14 protein-coding genes are annotated in these 18,591 nt (G+C 71.6%); 8 read left to right on the plus strand and 6 right to left on the minus strand.

The genetic code is table 11. The features are described from left to right. Positions 1 to 52: 52 nt before the first annotated feature. Entirely contained in the window at positions 53 to 2,953 is a 2,901-nt protein-coding gene (gene leuS, locus OG371_RS15275; RefSeq protein WP_329069722.1) for a leucine--tRNA ligase, read from the minus strand. A gap of 160 nt (positions 2,954 to 3,113) precedes the next feature. Continuing rightward, complete coding sequence (locus tag OG371_RS15280; protein WP_329069724.1) at positions 3,114 to 4,298, minus strand: esterase-like activity of phytase family protein; 1,185 nt, start codon at positions 4,296 to 4,298, stop codon at positions 3,114 to 3,116. Between the two features lie 65 nt (positions 4,299 to 4,363). Here OG371_RS15280 and OG371_RS15285 point away from each other — a divergent pair, with 65 nt between their 5' ends. Beyond that, a complete protein-coding gene (locus tag OG371_RS15285; protein ID WP_091624545.1) occupies positions 4,364 to 4,786 on the plus strand; it encodes an SdpI family protein in 423 nt (140 codons plus the stop codon). Here OG371_RS15285 and OG371_RS15290 read toward each other — a convergent pair. Beyond that, positions 4,783 to 5,364 carry a YqgE/AlgH family protein gene (locus tag OG371_RS15290; protein WP_329073082.1) on the minus strand — a complete coding sequence of 194 codons (582 nt, stop codon included), beginning with the start codon at positions 5,362 to 5,364 and terminating at the stop codon, positions 4,783 to 4,785. The two genes, OG371_RS15285 and OG371_RS15290, sit on opposite strands and share 4 nt — an antisense overlap. Positions 5,365 to 5,741: 377 nt before the next feature. Here OG371_RS15290 and OG371_RS15295 point away from each other — a divergent pair, with 377 nt between their 5' ends. From OG371_RS15295 to OG371_RS15320, 6 genes are all read left to right on the plus strand, one after another. Continuing rightward, positions 5,742 to 7,004 carry an MFS transporter gene (locus OG371_RS15295; protein ID WP_329073084.1) on the plus strand — a complete coding sequence of 421 codons (1,263 nt, stop codon included), beginning with the start codon at positions 5,742 to 5,744 and terminating at the stop codon, positions 7,002 to 7,004. A 115-nt stretch (positions 7,005 to 7,119) separates the two neighbouring features. Next, positions 7,120 to 7,425 carry a hypothetical protein gene (locus OG371_RS15300; RefSeq protein ID WP_329069727.1) on the plus strand — a complete coding sequence of 102 codons (306 nt, stop codon included), beginning with the start codon at positions 7,120 to 7,122 and terminating at the stop codon, positions 7,423 to 7,425. Positions 7,426 to 7,454: 29 nt separating this feature from the next. After that, positions 7,455 to 8,834 carry a TNT domain-containing protein gene (locus tag OG371_RS15305; RefSeq protein ID WP_329069729.1) on the plus strand — a complete coding sequence of 460 codons (1,380 nt, stop codon included), beginning with the start codon at positions 7,455 to 7,457 and terminating at the stop codon, positions 8,832 to 8,834. Continuing rightward, a complete protein-coding gene (locus tag OG371_RS15310; protein WP_329069731.1) occupies positions 8,835 to 11,081 on the plus strand; it encodes an ADP-ribosylglycohydrolase family protein in 2,247 nt (748 codons plus the stop codon). It begins immediately after the preceding gene. Between the two features lie 49 nt (positions 11,082 to 11,130). After that, positions 11,131 to 12,204, plus strand: a complete 1,074-nt coding sequence (locus OG371_RS15315; RefSeq protein ID WP_329069734.1) for an ADP-ribosylglycohydrolase family protein — start codon at positions 11,131 to 11,133, stop codon at positions 12,202 to 12,204. Positions 12,205 to 12,242: 38 nt separating this feature from the next. After that, on the plus strand, positions 12,243 to 14,141 hold the full coding sequence (locus OG371_RS15320; protein ID WP_329069736.1) for a TNT domain-containing protein: 1,899 nt from the start codon (positions 12,243 to 12,245) through the stop codon (positions 14,139 to 14,141). Here OG371_RS15320 and OG371_RS15325 read toward each other — a convergent pair. The 3 genes from OG371_RS15325 to OG371_RS15335 all read right to left on the minus strand — a co-directional run bounded on the left by OG371_RS15325 (position 14,127) and on the right by OG371_RS15335 (position 17,976). Further along, complete coding sequence (locus OG371_RS15325) at positions 14,127 to 14,972, minus strand: class I SAM-dependent methyltransferase (protein WP_329069738.1); 846 nt, start codon at positions 14,970 to 14,972, stop codon at positions 14,127 to 14,129. The genes OG371_RS15320 and OG371_RS15325 overlap by 15 nt on opposite strands. A 40-nt stretch (positions 14,973 to 15,012) precedes the next feature. Beyond that, a complete protein-coding gene (locus OG371_RS15330; RefSeq protein ID WP_329069740.1) occupies positions 15,013 to 16,344 on the minus strand; it encodes a sensor histidine kinase in 1,332 nt (443 codons plus the stop codon). Positions 16,345 to 16,530: 186 nt separating this feature from the next. After that, positions 16,531 to 17,976, minus strand: coding sequence for a CCA tRNA nucleotidyltransferase (locus tag OG371_RS15335; protein ID WP_329069742.1), 1,446 nt, complete (start codon positions 17,974 to 17,976; stop codon positions 16,531 to 16,533). Between the two features lie 101 nt (positions 17,977 to 18,077). Here OG371_RS15335 and OG371_RS15340 point away from each other — a divergent pair, with 101 nt between their 5' ends. Beyond that, positions 18,078 to 18,584 (plus strand): NUDIX hydrolase, encoded by a 507-nt coding sequence (locus OG371_RS15340; protein ID WP_329069744.1) that lies wholly within the window; start codon positions 18,078 to 18,080, stop codon positions 18,582 to 18,584. Positions 18,585 to 18,591: the final 7 nt, after the last annotated feature.

Genomic DNA, 18,591 nt, shown 5'->3' on the forward strand with positions numbered 1-18,591 from the left:
ACGACGAAGGCCGCCCCGGAACTTCCCGGGGCGGCCTTCGCCAGAAATCGGGTTACAGCACGATGTTCACCAGACGACCGGGCACGACGATCACCTTGCGCGGCGTCTTGTCGCCGACCAGGGCGGCGACTTTTTCGTCGGCCAGGGCGGCGGATTGGACGGCCTCGTTGGTGGCGTCGGCGGGGACGGTGATGCGGGAGCGGACCTTGCCGTTGACCTGGATCGGGTATTCGACCGAGTCTTCGACCAGGTACTTCTCGTCCACCACCGGGAACGGGCCGTGCACCAAGGAATCGACGTGGCCCAGGCGGTGCCACAGCTCCTCGGCGATGTGCGGGGCCATAGGGGCCAGCAGCAGCACCAGCGGCTCCGCCATCTCGATCGGGGTCGCCGCCGAGCCGTACACCTTGGTCAGGTGGTTGTTCAGCTCGATCAGCTTGGCGCCCGCGGTGTTGAAGCGCAGCTCCGCGTAGTCCTCGCGGACGCCGGCGATGGTGCGGTGCAACAGTTTCCGGTCGGCCTCCGACGGTTCGTCCGCGGTGACCCGCAGCTCGCCGGTCTGCTCGTCGACGACCAGGCGCCACAGCCGCTGCAGGAACCGCTGCGCGCCGACCACGTCCTTGGTCGCCCAGGGGCGGGACATGTCCATCGGGCCCATGGACATCTCGTACAGCCGGAAGGTGTCCGCGCCGTAGTTGTCCGAGATCTCGTCGGGCGTCACGGCGTTCTTCAGGCTCTTGCCCATTTTCCCGTATTCCTGCTTGACCTCTTCGTCGCCCAGGAAGAACTTGCCGTCGCGCTCCACGACCTCTTCGGCCGGCACGTACACACCGCGCGCGTCGGTGTAGGCGTACGCCTCGATGTAGCCCTGGTTGTACAGGCGGCGGTACGGCTCCTTCGACGAGACGTGGCCCAGGTCGTACAGCACCTTGTGCCAGAAGCGGGAGTACAGCAGGTGCAGCACCGCGTGCTCGACGCCGCCGATGTACAGATCGACGCCGCCCGGGTCGTCGACGCCGTGCTCGGCCGGGCGCGGGCCCATCCAGTAGGCCTCGTTCTCCGGCGCGCAGAACACGTCCTTGCTGTCCGGGTCGACGTAGCGCAGCTGGTACCAGCACGAGCCCGCCCACTGCGGCATCACGTTGGTGTCGCGGCGGTACTTCTTCGGGCCGTCGCCCAGGTCCAGCGTGACCTCGACCCAGTCGGTGGCGCGCGACAGCGGCGGCGACGGCTCGGAGTCGGCGTCGTCCGGGTCGAAGGTCTTCGGCGCGTAGTCGTCGACCTCCGGCAGCACCACGGGCAGCTGGTCCTCGGGCAGCGCGATCGGCAGGCCGGACTCGTCGTAGACGATCGGGAACGGCTCGCCCCAGTAGCGCTGGCGGGCGAACAGCCAGTCGCGCAGCTTGTACTGCACGGTGCCCTCGCCGTGGCCGTGCTCCTCCAGCCAGGCGATGATCGTCTTCTTGGCGTCGGCCACGCCCATGCCGTCCAGGCTGACCGAGTCGTTCGCCGAGTTGATCGCGGGGCCGTCGCCGGTGAAGGCCTCGCCCTCGAAGCCGGGGCCGGGGTCGACGGTGCGGACGATCTCCAGCTCGAACTTCTTCGCGAAGTCGTAGTCGCGCTGGTCCTGCGCGGGCACGGCCATGATCGCGCCGGTGCCGTAGCCCATCAGCACGTAGTCGCCGATGAAAACCGGGATTTCCTTGCCGTTGACCGGGTTCACCGCGTACGTGCCGGTGAACACGCCCGTCTTTTCCTTGTTCTCCTGACGGTCCAGGTCGGACTTGCGGGCGGTCGCGGCGCGGTATTCGGCGATCGCCGCCGCGGGGGTTTCGGCGCCGCCGGTCCAGCTCTCCGGGTGCTCGCCCGGCCACTCGGCGGCGGTCAGCTTCGGCACCAGCGGGTGCTCGGGCGCGATCACCATGTAGGTGGCGCCGAACAGCGTGTCCGGCCGCGTGGTGAAGACCTCGATCTTCTCCTCACCGGCAGCGAACGCGACGCGGGCGCCCTGCGAGCGGCCGACCCAGTTGCGCTGCATGGACTTGACCTTGTCCGGCCAGTCCAGCAGGTCCAGGTCGTCGACCAGGCGGTCGGCGTACGCGGTGATCCGCATCATCCACTGGCGCAGGCTCTTGCGGAACACCGGGAAGTTGCCGCGGTCGCTGCGGCCGTCCGCGGTCACCTCCTCGTTCGCGACGACGGTGCCCAGGCCGGGCGCCCAGTTCACCGGGGCCTCGGAGATGTAGACCAGCCGGTGCTCGTCGATCGCCTTGCGCCGCTCGACGTCGCTCAGTTCGGCCCACGGGCGGCCGTCCGGCGTCGGGCGCTCGCCGGCCGCGAACGCCTTCTCCAGCTCCTCGATCGGCCGCGCCTTGTGGGCCTCGGTGTCGTAGTAGGAGTTGAAGATCTGCAGGAAGATCCACTGGGTCCACTTGTAGTAGTCCGGGTCGATCGTCTCGATCGACCGGCGCTCGTCGTGGCCCAGCCCCAGCCGCTTCAGCTGGCGGCGCATCGTGACGATGTTCGCCTCGGTGGTGGTGCGCGGGTGCGTGCCGGTCTGCACCGCGTACTGCTCCGCGGGCAGGCCGAACGCGTCGTAGCCCAGCGTGTGCAGGACGTTGCGCCCGATCATCCGGTGGTAGCGCGCGTAGACGTCGGTGCCGATGTAGCCCAGCGGGTGCCCGACGTGCAGGCCCGAGCCGGACGGGTACGGGAACATGTCCTGCACGAACAGCTTGTCCGACGGCACCGGCTCGCCCTCGACCGCGAGCGGGCCGGTGGGGTTGGGCGCGTGGTAGGTGCCGTGGTCGGACCAGTAGTCCTGCCAGCGCTGCTCGATCTGCCCGGCCAGCTCCGCGGTGTAGCGGTGCGGCGGGGCCGCCTCAGCGCCAGGCGGCGTCGGTGTTTCCGCCGCGCCGGACGCCGGGACCGGAGCTTCCGTGGACCCTGTCATCGCCGTTTTCCTCCGTGTCGAGCCACTCCAGAAACAACTCGACCCCCCATGCCCGAAGGCGTGAGGGGTCGCCGCGCCGGCCGTGACCATGGTGGCCTGGTCAGCGCGGCAGGCTAAGGAGCAGCCGAGCCGTGTTCATACCGCTATCTTAACGTCCTGGTCAAAGCCGTTCTGACGGGACCGCCAAAGCGATCACCTGCGTCACCTGCGTGGCGGCGAAGTTGTTGTCGCTGACCAGCACCAGGCTCCGCTCGCCGCCGGGCAGCGCCGGGCCCCAGGTCATGCCCTCCACGTTGTCCACAGTGGACAACGGGTAGCCGGCCAGGTCGAGCAGCAGCTTCTTCTTCACCGGCCGGACGTCCTTGGACGAGGCCAGCGACTTGACGTTCAGGATGTTCGTCGCGCCCCGGGTGTCGATCTCGTAGATCCGGATCTTGTTGCCGACGCCGGTGACGAAGGATCGCTCCATCATCAGGTACTTCGTCGGGTCGGCCTGGTTCACCGCGAGCATCGAGGAGACGTCGGTGGTGGCGAACGCGGTGGGCGGCACCGGGCCGGCGAACAGCTTCTCCTGCGGGTACGCGTACTGCGCGAGCACCGGGCCGGCGCGGCCCTGCAGCGTGATCCGCGAAAGCGAGCCGGACGTGGTGGTCGCCTCCGGCCCGTCCTGCAGCAGCGGGCCCTCGACCTCGCTGGCGACGAGCGTGCCGAACGCGGCGTACGTGAGGCCCTCGAGCACCAGGTTCTGCCGCGGCCCGGCGCCCGGGGTCATCTTCTCGTTCGCGGGGATCGGCAGGTCGCGGACGTACGACCCGTCCCGGCGCGCCTGGCGGATCGACGGGTCGATCAGCGTCGGCGGGGTGGTCGCGGTGCGCTCGCCCTCCTGCGACCAGGTGTAGTCGCCGGTCCACGGGTCGACGCGCAGCTCTTCGGGGTCGATCGTCTGCTCGTTCTGCGGCGCCGCCGGGTCGTTCTGCGCGAGCGGCGGATACGGCGTGCCGTCCGGGCGCAGCAGCGGGCGGGTGCCGGTGAAGGTGACGGGCCCGAGGTGGTGGGCGTCGACGTCGAACTTCGCCGTGTAGAACCGCGCCGGGTCGATGGCCGAGCGGTCGTCGCAGATCAGGGCGTAGCCGCCGGTCCTCGGGTCGTAGTCGATCGAGGACAGGCCGCCGACCGTGGTGCCCTGGAAGGACAGCGCGTTCGGCACGATCTGCTCGCCGATCAGCCGGATCGGCCGGGCGTGACTCTCCGTGGCGCCGGCCGGTGGGGCGGCGGCCAGCAGGGAGAGCGGGAGTAGCCCGGTCAGAGCAAGGCCGAGTACCCGGTGTCGCGTAGGTGAAGACATGGGCTGTAGCACAGCGGACGAGGGTATCCGGCAGGTTGCCAGGACGTCACGCTTATCCTCGTGGGGTGTTCGCTATCGCGCTCGTCCCGATCGTGCTGGGTGTTGTCGTCGGCTGGGGTGGCTTCCTCGGCTTCCGCGAGCGGCTGACCCGGGAAAGCGGTACCGGGGTCCGCACCGCGGCCTCGCTGCGCAGTGAAGCCGCGTTCAAGCTGGCCAACCGCATCGCGGGCCTCCCGACGCTCGCCGGTGGCGCGGTGGCGGTGGTCGCCGGGCTCGCGGCGCTGGCCATGCCGACCACGGCCGGGCTGATCGCCGCCGCGTTCGTCGGCGTGCTGGGCCTGCTCGCGATGGTCGTCGGCGGCGGGGTGCTCGGCGCCCGCGCCGCGCTGACCGTGCCGGCCCCGGCGCCGGCCGCGCCCGCCGGATGCAGCGGCTGTGCCTGCGGCGCGGGCGGCTGCGGCGTGTTCCAGAAGGCCGACGGCAGCTAGTTCCGCTGCAGGTCGCCCGGGTGGGTGGCCAGCAACGCGATCGGCACGCCCTGGCGGCGCAGCACCTGGCCCCACAGGTCACGGCTCGGCGAGGCCAGGATGTCGCTCGGCAGCGCGGGCACGATCACCCAGTCCTCGCGCTCGATCTCGCCCGCGAGCTGCCCCGAGTCCCAGCCGGCGTAACCGGCGAAGACCCGCACCCCGCGCACCTTCGGCACCAGCACCTCGGGATCGGTGTCGAGGTCGACCAGCGCCACCGGGCCGCGCACGGCGATCACGCCGGGCACGCTCGCCGCCGTCTCGCCCGTGCGCAGCGCCGCCAGGCACAGCGCGGTCTTCTTCTCCACCGGCCCGCCGACGAACACCGACTGCGGCTCCGCGACGTGCCCGCCCCAGGTGGGCAGGACGTCGTGCACGGGCACGTCGCTCGGGCGGTTCAGCACCACCCCGAGCGTGCCTTCGTCGCGGTGGTCGATGACGAACACCACGGTCCGCTTGAAGTTCGGGTCGAACATCGTGGGGGCGGCGACCAGGAGCGTTCCCGGTTCAACCTCGGCGTCCGCTGGCACGCCCGTAATGATCCCACCTCCGGCTCGAAGAAAACCCGGCGGCCGGGGAACACCAGTCCCATCCGCCCCGTTGAACACGGTGGCCGGCGCACTCCGTGTCCCCCGGGCTCACTGAAGAACCGCCTTTGTGGAATACCAGTTCGGCTGGAGCCACACTGCGCCAAGCCGCCGAGAGGCGACCAAGTGCGCCGGCCGCCAACTTGTTCGCGGAGCACCGCTTCCCCGCAGTCGCGCCTGGTGTGTCAACCGGGGGCCGGGCCCCCGGACCCCACCGGTGCGCCGGCCGCTTACTTCTTTGCAGAATGCCCAAAAGCACCTTCTGACCAGCCACCTCCGATGGCTACGCTGACCGCGTGACGGTCAGCAGCGGGGCGGCAACAGTGCGGATGGGGCCGAGGCTCCTGCTCCGCGACCCCGAATTCCGCCGTCTGCTCTACACGCGCTTCGCCGCCCAGTGGGGCGACGGCGTCTACCGCGCCGGGCTGGCCGGGGCCGTCTTGTTCAACCCCGAGCGCGCCGCCGACCCGCTGGCCATCGCCGGGGGATTCGCGGCGCTGCTGCTGCCGTACTCGATCGTCGGGCCGTTCGCCGGCGCGCTGCTCGACCGCTGGGACCGGCGGAAAGTGCTGGTGTTCGCGAACGTCCTGCGCGCGGTCGCGATCGTGGCTTCGGCGGCCGCGGTCGGGACGGGCCTCGGTGGCACCGGGCTGTTTTCACTCGCTCTGCTGGCCGAAGGCACGTCCCGCTTCATCGGCTCCGGGCTGTCGGCCTCGCTGCCGCACGTCGTGCCCGCTTCCAGCGTGGTGACGGCGAACGCCTTCGCGACGACGCTGGGCTCCGGGCTGGCCGTGGTCGGCGGCGGCTGCGCCATCCTCTTGCGCGCCGTGTTCGGCGCGGGCGACGTCGGCTCGGCCGAGACGACGGCGTTCGCGGCGCTGGGCGCACTGGCGTCGGCGCTGGTCGCCTGGCGGTTCCGTCGCGGCGTGCTCGGGCCGACGGTGGTCGACGAGCCGCCGAACCCGTTCCTCGCCGTCGCGCGCGGCCTCGCCGACGGTGCCCGGCACGCCTGGCACGCACCGAGCGTGACGGCGGGCTTCATCGCGCTTTTCGCCCACCGCGCGGCGTACGGCATCTCGCTGCTGGTCACCGTTCTGTTGATGCGCAACTACTTCGTGGACGACGGGCTGTTCCGGGCCGGCCTGCCCGGGCTCGGCCAGATGGTGGCGCTGGCCGGGGTGGGCATCCTCGTCGCCGGGCTGTGCACGGCGCGGCTGATCCGCGGGTTCGGCCGGCTCCGCGCGATCCTCGGGGCTCTGGTGGTGGCGGCGCTCGCGCAGTCCGCGCTCGGCCTGCCGATGCTGCTGCCGCTCGCGCTCATCGCGTCGTTCCTGATCACGGGCGCGGGCCAGGTGCTCAAGCTCGGGGTCGACTCGTCGATCCAGCTCGACGTCGCCGACGAAGCCCGCGGCCGCGTCTTCGCCCTCTACGACACGCTTTTCAACATCACGCAGGTGGCGGCCGTGGCCGTCGGCGCGCTGTTTGTGCCGGAAAACGGGCACTCGCCGGGCCTGATGGTCGCGGCCACGGTTTGTTACGTGCTGGGCGGCGCCGGTTACGTGCTCGCGCGGCGGCGCGCCACGCCGAGCTGATTCGCTGCCGCAAACGTTGGGCCGAACGGCGACTGTGATCAGGCCATTGGCATTAGAGTGACGGATGACCCGGCCGGGTGAACCCCGGCGAGTTCAACCACCACGGGGGGCCACCGTGAGCACCACCGGCGACGATCGCGCGCGCCTTGAGGTCGGTCCTGCCGTGCTGACGTCGCCGGACGGGCTGGTCCAGGCCACCGTCGGCGCGGGCGGCACGCTCGGGAAGCTCGAGTTCGCCCCCGACACGTTCGAGCGCACCTCGCCGGCGCAGCTCGCGCACACCGTCCAGGCCTTGGTGCAGCAGCTCGCCGAGGCCCCGCTGACCGACGGGCTGGCGTTGCCGGCCACGGCCCCGCGCCCCACACCGCGGCGGGTGCGCCCGCGCGGCGCCGTGCCCCAGAACCGCCGCCGCGGCTTCTGAGCCCGCATGTCCCGGATGCGTTGATTCACGTGGAACAAATCCTCGCCGCGGACGAGCAGCGGGCCCTGCTCGTCGAGATCGGCAAACTCGTCCGCGCGCACCAGCCCGACCCCGCCAGTCCGGCCGGAGTCGGATTCGCCCAGGTCGGCGCCCACACCGAGACCCGCCTGCGCAACACGACCGCCGGGCCGGAGCTGACCGAACGGTTCAGCGTGCTGCGTGCCGGGATGTACCAGCAGGGCCGCGGCACCTGGTTGCAGTCGCGTTTTGTCCTCGCGCCCGATTCGACCTTCGATTTCGACTTCTTCGCTGACGAAGACCCGCAGTGGACGACCCCGCCCGACGCCGAGGCGTACGCCGACGAGCTGGCCACGTTCCCCCGCGACGACGCGCACATCCCCGACTGGTGGCGGCTGCGCACGGGACTCCCGCTCGGTGTCGTCTTCCGCCACGCTCGCCCTGCCGAAACGGGGGAGGAGCGCGAGCCGCTGCCGGACGACGAGCTGCCGCTGGTGTTGCAGTACCTCGAACGCGAGCCGCTGGTCGGCGAAGGGCACCGCACGGACGGCACGTGGCTCTGGCCCGAGACCGTCTCCCAGCAGCTTCGCGCCGGCGTCGCGCCCGAGCCCGCGCTGGTCGCGCACATCCGGTCGCTGGGCTTCCAGCCGCCGTACGTGGAGCACCTGGTCCGCCGTACCGCCGAGGCCGACCTGCTCGGCAAGGCGCGGCCCCGCCCCGGGCCGGCCGACGTCGAACGGACCGGTGGCGACGAAGCGGCCGAGCTGGAGACCGCCGCGGACCCCGAGCTGACCGACGACCAGCTGCTCGCCGTGCTGGAGCAGCGGCTCGAGTCGTCCGGCGTGTGGCCGCAGGCCTACCGGATCGGCTTCCGCGAGCCGGGGAAGTGGTGCCTCGAACCGGCCGGCCACGGCTGGACGGTGACGTCCACGACCGGCGGCGAACAGCGTTTCGCGCACCTGGCCAGCGCCGCCCAGCAGCTGCTCGGAGCCCTCTTGCTGCACCCCGCCCGCATGACCGCCGGGCGGGAGACGCCGCTCGAGACCGCCCGCGTGCTCGACGACTGGCCCATCCAGGCGGCCCCGGGTGACCCTCCCCTCACCCTGCTCCGCAACAAGAGACTCACCCGGTTGGCGGAGGGTACCGTCGTCCTGCGTTTCGGCGAGGAACCCGGCAACCTGGTACATCACGGCGAGGTACGGTTCGTTACGACGTCACTGCCACTCGAACGAGAGCGAGTGGCCCGCACTTATCGGCTCCGGCGATCACTACACGTGATCACCGGGGTCACTGTGCCCTGGGCGAACCTGCCGGGCGGGGCCGTGGCGTACGTGCTGCCGAAGCCGATCTCGGAGCACGAGTCCGACGGAAGCCTGGAGAGGATCGAGTAGGTGGAAGCGGCGGAAGCGATGGAGAAGGTCGGGAACTGGCTGCGCGCTGTGCACGGTCCCGAAGTCGTCGGCCCCGGCGGCCTCCGCGTGGACCACGACCAGGTCCTGCGTATCCCCGAAGGCTGGTCGATCCCCTACAACACCGTCGCGTTCCTCGACGACGGCCGCCCGGAGAAGGAGCTTTTCCCGCCGCCGTCGGTGGTCGTGCGCGAGCCGGACGGCGAGCTGCGCCAGGCGCACCCGCACCCGGGCGGGCTGAGCATCCCCGTCGCGTTCCCCGGCCAGGAGAGCTGGCGCGAGGTCGTCGACCCGGAGTACGTGAAGGCCGGGCTCGGTGAGCTGGGCGTGCCGCTGCAGGCCGTCGCGGGCTGGGTGAAGGTCGACAACGAGGGCCACCAGACCGGCGACGAGCGCGAGAACCCCGAGTACAAGGCCGGCCCGATCCGCCGTGGTTACCCGAAGCCGGAGAACACGCTGGAGACGCTGCTGGCGTTCGCGAGCGTCGGCTGGCTGACCCGTGAGCAGCTGCTGATCGGGCTGCTGCGCTGCGAGGTCTTCGTGCCGCTGGACCCCGAAAGCGGCTCCACTGACCGGTTCTACTTCTCCGAGGACCGCAACGAGCTCAAGGTGTTCAGCGCGACCCGGCACTTCCCGCCGCGCGAGCACGCCTGGTGGCGGGTGGACCTGGCCACGCTGGCCGAGTTCGAGCACCCGCCGAACCTGGTGATCAACGGCGGCCCGGCGACCTTCGAGGACGTCACCGGTGACGAGCTGGCCGCGATCGCGAAGCGGTTCCCCCGGCACGAGCCGCGGATCGACCGCAACGGCCGCTGCCCGGAGGCCGAGGAGGACCTGGAGCGGCTGGCCCGCGACACGGCGGCGCGGATGGGCCTCGAAGAGCCCGTGCCACCGCCGTTGGGCGCCGCGGAGCGGGCCCGGAGACACGGCTTCGAGCTGACCGCCGAAGAGTGCCAGAAAACCGTGCTCGGCCAGTCGTGGCTGCGGCGGCTGGCCCAGCCGGAAGGGCCCCGCAGCAAGCCGAACGACCTGCGCGCCAACGGCCTCGCGCCGTCCTGGGACAACGCCGGGCAGATGGTGCCGCGGCTCGACACGTTCGGCAAATACCACGAGCAGGAGCTGGAAAACTTCCGCTTCGGCTGGCAGCGCGTCACGGGCGCGTACGTCGGCTTCGCGCTCGGCGAGGCGCTGGGCATGGCCGTCGACCGGCTGCGGCTCGACGAGATCGTCACCCAGTTCGGCCCCGACGGCATCGACGACCTGCCGGTCGCCTTCGACAAGCCGGGCCGCGTCGGCTCGCTGACGCAGCGGCTGCTGTTCTACACCGAGGCCGTGATCCGCAGCCCGCACCGCGAGCAGCCGGAATCGCGTGACGTCGAGAAGCTCTTCCCCGGCGTGGTGCGCGGCGCGCTGATGCGCTGGCTGCACACGCAGGGCGCGCCCCACGAGGAAACCGACGGCTGGCTGGTGAAGGTGCCGGACCTGCACGTCCGCCGCACCGCCGAGGACAGCGAGCTGAACGCGTACCACGCGCTGGCCACCGGATCGCCGTCCGCGGTGCCGATGTCGGGCCCGGCGGCGCTGATCGCCGCGCTGCCCGCGGTGCTCACGGTGGCCGGCCCGGGAACCGGCTTCAGCGGCGGCGTCCGGCAGGCCGTGCGCGACCTCGCCGGCGTCACGCACCCGCACGAGGACGACCTCACCGTCGCGACGTATCTGGCCTGGCTGTTCGAGTCGGCGCTGACGAAAGAGGCGTTCAGCTACCCCGTCTGGAACCTCTCGCGCGAGATCCTGACCGACCACAACACCACGTTCGTCAACGGCCCGGAGTGGGCGCCGGTGAAGGCGATGGTCGCGGAATCGGTCCCGTTCTTCGGCGAGCACGGCCTCCCGGACCTGCGCATGCCCGAGCTGATCGGCGACGGCCAGGGCACGCTTTCGGTGCTCGGCCGCGCCTTCGCCGCGCTGTCCGGCTTCGAGAACTACCCGGAGCAGGCGCTGCTGCGCGCGGTCAACCACTCCGGCCGCAGCGCGCTGACCGGCGCGATCGCCGGCGCCCTGCTCGGCGCGCGCGCCGGTGTGCCCGGGCTGCCGCAGAAGTGGGTCGACCAGCTGGAGCTGCGGCACCTGATCGAGCAGATCTCGTCCGACGCGCTGTGGCACTTCGACCGCAATTCGGCGCTGAGCCGGCTCGGCGACCAATGGGTGCAGCGGTATCCGCGCCACTGATTCCCTGGTCCCCGAGACGTCGGCGGCGGCACTGAGCAAGATGGGCGGCATGGAGGCACACCGGCTGCGCGGCAGCCTGCTCGCCGGGGCGATCGGCGACGCACTCGGCGCGCGTACGGAATTCGACTCGATGGACCGGATCCGGGAGCTCGCCGGGCCGGCCGGGATCACCGGCTACCTCTCCGCGTACGGCGGCGAAGGTCGTTTCACCGACGACACGCAGATGACGCTGTTCACGCTCGAAGCCCTGATCCGCGCCCACTCGCAGCGTCGCCGGACCGGGTCCGCCGACGTCGTGCACTCGCTGCAGATGGCGTATCAGCGCTGGCTGCACACGCAGGGCGTGCCGTGGGAACGGGCGCGCGGACCGCACTCGGAGACCGCCGCGCCGGACGGCCGGCTGATCACGCACGGCGAGCTGTTCAGCCGGCGCGCGCCCGGGCTGACCTGCTTCGGCGAACTGGAGGCGTACGGCCGGTCCGGCATCCGCGGCAGCGTCGAGCGGCCGGTGAACAACTCCAAGGGCTGCGGCGGCGTCATGCGCGTCGCGCCCGTCGCGCTGTGGTCCGACGACCCGGCGGAGGTGTTCGGGCTCGCCGCCGAAGCCGCGGCGCTGACCCACGGTCACCCGAGCGGGTATTTGTCGGCCGGTGCTTTCGCGGTGGTGATGCGCGAGCTGCTGATCGGCAAGCCCTTGCCCGACGCCGTTTCTACGGCTCGCGCCGAGCTGGTGCGCCACCCCGGGCACGAGGAGACCGACGCCGCGCTGGAGCAGGCACTGGCGGCGCCCGGGCCGCCGACGCCCGAACGACTCGAGGCGCTCGGGGAGGGCAACGTCGGGGAGACGGCGCTCTCGACGTCCGTGTACGTGGCCCTGACCACCGAAGACGCCGAATCCGCGTTGCTGGCGGCGGTGAACCACGGCGGCGACAGCGATTCCACCGGCTCGATCTGCGGCAACCTCGTCGGCGCGATGTACGGCGAGGACGCGCTCCCGGCCCGCTGGCTGAACCGGCTGGAGCTGCGCGACGTGATCACAGAGCTGGCCGAGGACGCCGTGGCCGAGTTCGGGCCGGACGCGCCGTCCGGCGACCGATGGTCCAGGCTTTACCCGGTCGACTAAATTCTTCCGGGTCATCAAGGGGATGGGGAGGAACCGAGGTGCGCTACCGGGTCGAAGCGGCGGAACGCCCGGACGGGCTGTACGCGACGCTGGAGGGGCGGACGTTCGCGGCCGAGCGGTCGACCACTGACGGCACGCTGCTGCTTTCGCTGCTGCCGGACGACAACGACACACCCGAGGGCTTCGACCGGGAGCATGAAGGCCGTCCGGCCCGGGTGGTGCTGGCGAACGAGGTCCCGGCGACGTTCACGCTCAAGACCTACTGCGAGTACGACAACGAGCTGTTCGAGGTCGCCCCCGGTGATCAGCCCGACCTGACCCTGCGGTGGACGCAGCACGATCCGGTGCGCGCCGCGCAGCTCGGCCTCACCGACTTCTCGGTGACAGTGCCCGCGAAGCAGCTCACGGGGCTCTGGCAGACCCGCCGCGACTACGCCGCCGAGGCGCACCACGAGACCGATGGCGACCAGAGCAAGCTGTTGCGCGCAATCGGCCGCACGCTGCGCGCCGTGCCTGGCGGCTGGACGCGCGTCGGCGCCCAGTTCCGGCAGGTCGGGGACTACTCGGAGCTGGAAGTCCGCGCGATCGGCGACGAGAACGGGCCGGTGTCCGTGTCGCTGCCCGCGCCGCCGCAGCTGACCACGCTGTTCGCCCAGCTGCGCGCCGCGATGTACCAGCCGGAGACCGGCACCTGGTTCCAGGGCACGTTCACGCTGGACACCGAGGCGCAGTTCGACTTCGACTTCGACGCGGACGCCGAGCCCGTGTGGCGCCTCCCGCCGCACGACAACGGCCGTCCGACGTCGCTGCCGTACGCCATGGAGCTGGCGAATTTCGCGCGCTCGCCGAAGCAGCTTCCCGAGTGGCTGGCCGCGAAGGCCGAGACGCCGCTCGACGTCACCTTCCGCCAGGCCCGGGTGGTCGACGGCCACAACGAGGGCGAACGGCCCGTGGTCAACCGCCCGCCGGTGCCGCCGGACCAGGTCCGCGGGGTGCTCGACTACCTGTTCCGCGCGCCCGTCGCGATGCATCGCCCGACGCCGCAGCCGGACATCTTCGCGCCCGGCGGGCCGCCGGACGTGCCGCAGGCCTTCCACACCGACGGCGCCTGGATCTGGCCCGCCGCCGTGCCGCACTACCTGCGGAAGTACGGCGTGCCACCGGAGCCGGAGCTGGTGGAGCACATCCGCGCGGCCGGCTTCCGGCCGCCGATCGTGCGTGAGCTGGTGCGCGCCACGGCGGAGGCCGACGTGCTCGGCCAGCCGCGGCCGAAGCGCTCCGAAGCCGATCTGCCCGACGACACGGCGCTGGCCCACGTCGCGCGCGAAGGCGACCCGGGCCGTCCGCTGCGGGCCTCCGAGACGCTGACTCTGTTGCAGCAACGGCTGGTGGAGCAGGGCGTGCCCGCATCCGCGTATCGCATCGGCGCGAACGAGGTGCCCGTCGACGACGTCTGGACGCTGCGCCGCGCCGACAACGGCTGGGAGGTCTCGCGCCCGCCGTCCACGGAGCCGGTGGCCTTCCCGAACCTGGCCGACGCCGCGCGGTACCTGCTCGGCACGCTGCTGATGCTGCCGCCGCGCGCGCCCGACGAGTCCGACCAGCCGGCGGACTGGCCGATCCTCCCGCTGCGCGGCGAGCCGCCGTTGAGCTTCTACCGCGGCAAGCGGCTGATCGTGCTCCCGGCGGGCGTCACCGTGCACCGCTACGGCAACGAGACGGGCAACCTCGTGCACTCGGCGTCCACGCGGTTCGAGGAGACCTCGCTGACCCCGACGCGGGAGCGGGAGCACCAGCAGTACCGGGTGCAGCGGGCGCTGCGCGTGCTCACCGGCGTGACCGCGCCGTGGGGCCCGATGCCCGGCGGCGCCGTCGCGTACCTGCTGCCGCGCCCGATCGCGCAGCACGTGGAGGCCGGGGCGCTATCCCGCGTGTGAACCGCGCGCGGTGACCAGGACCGCGGGCGACCACCAGTAGTCGGCGAGCGGTTCGACGGTGACGTCGGTGAAGCCGGCCTCGGCGAGCTGCGCCGACCAGCTCGCGGCCGGCTGCTCCCAGTTCGTGCGCTGCGCACCGGCGGCGACACCGAGCAGTACGGGCATGAGAAAGCCTTGTGCGACAAGGGAAGCGTCCTCACCGTATTCCGCGACGCCGCGTTCGTACCGCGCGGCCAGCGACCGGAGGTGCTCTGGCGAGCCCTCGGCCAGCTCCGGGACGTCGAACTCCGCCAGCAACAGCGTCCCGGTGCGGGGGCGCAGCGTACGGAGGACTTCGGTGCGCTCGGCCGGCGGAATGGACTGCAACGCGAACGTCGACTGCACAAGGTTCCACGTGGAACCGTGCGCGGCCAGGAAGTCCTGCGCCGTCGCCTCGAACCGGTTGCCGCCGGGAACGTCCACAGCGGACAGCAGCCCGGCCGACGGCTCCACCAGGTCGACCCGCGACGGCCGGAACGACGCCTGCGCCAGCGCCGGAACCACGGCCAGCCCGTCGCCACAACCCAAGTCCAGCAAGGATTCCGGGCGCAGTTGGTCGTACCGCGCGGCCAGCTCGGCGCTCAGCCGTTGGTACAGCCCGACGTTGCCGCCGCCGCGGATGAACGTGGTGAAGGCGCGCGGCTGGTCGTACACCGGGCCGGAGCCGTCGGTGGCGAGATAGGCGGAAAGCTCGGCGCCCAGCGGGGAATCGGCGCGGGCGGCCAAGGTGGCAGCCTGGGCGGTGTCCCCGGCGCGGTAGGCGGACAGGGCGTCGGCTAGGAAGTCGGTCACCCTGCCGTGTTTACCAGGCCAGACTTGAGAACAGCCAGGTTCAGAACGGCACCCACAATGTCACTCGCGTGCCGTTGCCGGGGGTCGACTCCACCAGCGAGGTGCCGCCGACCTCGGCCAGCCGCGCGGTGATCGACTCGCTGATGCCGAACCCCGCGGGCCGCGTCTCGGTGCTGAAACCGGTGCCGTGGTCGCGCGTGATCACGGCGATGCCGCCGTCGCGCTCCTCGACCCGGACCACGACCTTGTCGGTCTCGGCGTGTTTCATCGTGTTGCGCAGTGCCTCGCGCACCGCGTCGCGGATCGCGATCTGCCGGACCTCCGACAGGGTGTCGTCGTCCAGCTCGGAGATCACCAGCTGGGCGCGCAGGCCGTCGCGCGCCATCTCGGCGGCCAGCGCGGCGAGCTTCTCGCCCAGCGGCCGCGAACCCTCCTCGGCGCGTTGTGCGGCAGCGGTTTCGATGGTCTGCCGCAGCTCCATCGCCTGCGCGCGGGCCAGCCGCTGCACCTCGACCAGCCGCTCCCGGGAATCCCCGGCGCCGCCGAGCGAGATCGCCTCCAGCGTCTGCAGCACGGTGTCGTGCAGCATCCGGTGCTGCTGCGCGCGCTCGGCCAGCCGCCCGTTGCGGATGCCGTACGCCAGCGCGAGCCGCGTGCCGAGGCCGACCAGGATCAGCCCGCCGATCCCTGTGAACAGCACGCCGAACATCGTCGGGTAAAGCGACCAGGCCTGCGCGAACTCGGCCGAGCCGCTGTTCAGCCAGTCCGACAGCAGCCGCACGGGCAGGCTCAGCACGGCCAGGCCGAGTCCCGCCGGGATGCCGACGGCGAGCGTCAGCAACGCGATCTCCCCGAGCAGGTGCTTCTCGGCGACCCCCAGCGCGTCGTGGAACACCGCCGACGGCACGCTCAGGCCGATGACCAGCTGGAACGCCACCGTGATGACCAGGTCGGCGATCAGCAGCCGCGCCGCCTGGCCGCTGCGGAACGGGGCCCGGCGCAGCATCCAGAACATGCCGAACGCGCTCATCGCCACCGAGCAGAGCGCCACCAGCCCCACCGGCAGCGCGCCCTGCGATCCGTGCGCCACCACGAACGCGCCGAACGCACCGGGCACCGCGACGATCCGGTAGGCCAGCGGCACCAGCACCACATACCGCGCCGACCGCAGCAGCAGGCCGTCGTTGTACCTCGCGTCGACCGGGCCGGCCATGCGCGAGATCCGCTTCAGCGCGCGGACCGGGGTGGGGTCGGCGATCTCGTCGGTGAGCCCGGTGGTCGCCGTCGCCAGCGCGGGCGTGCCGCGGCGCAGCAGGGTCACCAGGAAGCTCGCGGTGCGTTCCGACCGGCCTTCGGACGTCTGCGCCGCCATCGATCTCCCCGGATCGGGGCGCGCCCCCGACGGCACACCCGGGGCAGCGAGTATTCCCGCTCGCCGGGTATCCATCCAGGGGCTGAATGGGGAAACGGCCGAATTCGCGATCACGAATTCGACTCGTGTTCGCCGGGCGCCGGCTCCGGCCACCCCAGGGTGATCAACCGTGTCCGGAGCGCGAGGTCAGTCCCCGGCGGTGAGCCCCTCGGCGGCGGCCCAGCGCTTCAGCTCGGCCACGGCCTCGTCGTGGTCCAGGGGGCCGCGGTCGAGGCGCAGCTCCTTGAGGAACTTCCACGCGCGGCCGACGTCCGGGCCTGGCTTGAGGCCGAGCAGCCGCATGATCTCGTTGCCGTCGAGGTCGGGGCGGACCCGGTCCAGGTCCTCCTGCTCCTTCAGCCGCGCGATGCGCACCTCGAGGTCGTCGTACGTCGCCTGCAGCGCGGCCGCCTTCTTGCGGTTGCGCGTGGTCGAGTCGGCGCGCACGAGCTTGTGCAGCCGGGTCAGCAGCTCGCCCGCGTCGGTGACGTAGCGGCGCACGGCCGAATCGGTCCACTCGCCGTTCGCGTAGCCGTGGAACCGCAGGTGCAGGAACACGAGCTGGGAAACCGCCTCGACGATCTCCTTGGAGTACTTCAGCGCGCGCAAACGCTTGCGGGCCATCCGCGCGCCGACCACCTCGTGGTGGTGGAAGCTCACGCCGCCGCCCGGCTGGAACTCGCGGGTCTCCGGCTTGCCGGCGTCGTGCAGCAGCGCCGCGAGCCGCAAGACCAGGTCCGGCTCCGACTTCGGCTCGTGCGTCTGCTCGAGCTCGATCGCCTGCGCGAGCACGGTCAGGGAGTGCTGGTAGACGTCCTTGTGCTGATGGTGCTCGTCGATGGTCAGCCGCATGCCGGGCAGCTCGGGCAGCACGTGGTCGGCCAGCCCGGTGTCCACCAGCAGCTCCAGGCCGGGGCGCGGGTCGGGCGCGAGCATCAGCTTCGACAGCTCGGTCTGCACGCGCTCGGCCGTGATCCGGGTGATCTCGTCCGCCATCGACGTCATCGCGTCGACCACGCGCGGCGCGGGCACGAAGCCGAGCTGCGCGGCGAAGCGGGCCGCGCGCAGCATCCGCAGCGGGTCGTCGGCGAAGGACTCCTGCGGCGTCGCGGGGGTGTCCAGCACCTTCAGCCGCAACGCGTCGAGCCCGCCGTGCGGGTCGATGAACGTCTTGGCGGCCAGGTCGATCGCCATCGCGTTCACGGTGAAGTCGCGCCGGAGCAGGTCTCCTTCGATGCTGTCGCCGAAGGTGACCTGGGGATTGCGGCCAACCCGGTCGTAGCTGTCGGCGCGGAAGGTGGTGATCTCGAGCGTCATGCCCTTTTTCGTCACCCCGACAGTGCCGAAGGCGATGCCGACGTCCCACACCGCGTCGCCCCACTCGCTGACGATCTGCAGCACGCGGTCGGGCCGCGCGTCGGTGGTGAAGTCGAGGTCGGCCGAGAGCCGGCCGAGCATCGCGTCACGCACGCTGCCGCCGACCAGGTACAGCCGGTGGCCGGCGCGGGCGAACCGCTCCGCCAGCTCATCGGCCAAGGGGGACACACGCATCAGTTCCGTCACCGCGTTCTGCTGGGCGACCAGGTTGTTCACTTCGATCCCACCACGGACGTGGCGCCACTACTACGGGCACCGTCGGACACGGACACGGAGAGCCAGCGTACCTGGGCAACCGTTTGCTCTAGCATCGCAGCATGCCTGGATCAGCCGGCCGCGCCGGAGCGCCCAAGCCGCGACGGCGGCGCCGGCGCCAGCGCGGCAGGCGGCTGACCACCGTGGACGAGACCTCGGCCGGCGGGCTGGTGGTCGACCCGGACCGTCAGCATGCCGCGCTGATCGGGCGGCTCGACCGGCACGGCAAACTGCTCTGGTCGTTGCCGAAGGGCCACATCGAGGACGGTGAGACGGTGGAGCAGACCGCGATGCGCGAGGTGAAGGAAGAAACGGGCATCTCGGCGCGGGTGCTGCGGCCGCTGGGCACCATCGACTACTGGTTCGTGGCCGAACGACGACGGGTGCACAAGACCGTGCACCACTTCCTGCTCGAGTCGACGGGTGGCGAGCTCTCCGACGAGGACGTCGAAGTCACCGAGGTCGCCTGGGTCCCGCTGGCCGAGCTGGAGCACACTCTCGCCTATTCGGATGAGCGCAAGCTGGTCCGCAAGGCCAAAGAACTTTTCGCGCACGACGACCGCGCCTGAGAGGGAG

It is taken from the genome of Amycolatopsis sp. NBC_01480 (assembly GCF_036227205.1).
In the GTDB taxonomy this organism is placed as follows: domain Bacteria; phylum Actinomycetota; class Actinomycetes; order Mycobacteriales; family Pseudonocardiaceae; genus Amycolatopsis.

Coding starts and splice junctions, on each gene's coding strand:
- leuS (WP_329069722.1), bottom strand. CDS start 2,953: ATGACAGGGTCCACGGAAGCTCCGGTCCCGGCGTCCGGCGCGGCGGAA.
- OG371_RS15280 (WP_329069724.1), bottom strand. CDS start 4,298: ATGTCTTCACCTACGCGACACCGGGTACTCGGCCTTGCTCTGACCGGG.
- OG371_RS15295 (WP_329073084.1), top strand. CDS start 5,742: ATGGGGCCGAGGCTCCTGCTCCGCGACCCCGAATTCCGCCGTCTGCTC.
- OG371_RS15315 (WP_329069734.1), top strand. CDS start 11,131: ATGGAGGCACACCGGCTGCGCGGCAGCCTGCTCGCCGGGGCGATCGGC.
- OG371_RS15330 (WP_329069740.1), bottom strand. CDS start 16,344: ATGGCGGCGCAGACGTCCGAAGGCCGGTCGGAACGCACCGCGAGCTTC.
- OG371_RS15340 (WP_329069744.1), top strand. CDS start 18,078: ATGCCTGGATCAGCCGGCCGCGCCGGAGCGCCCAAGCCGCGACGGCGG.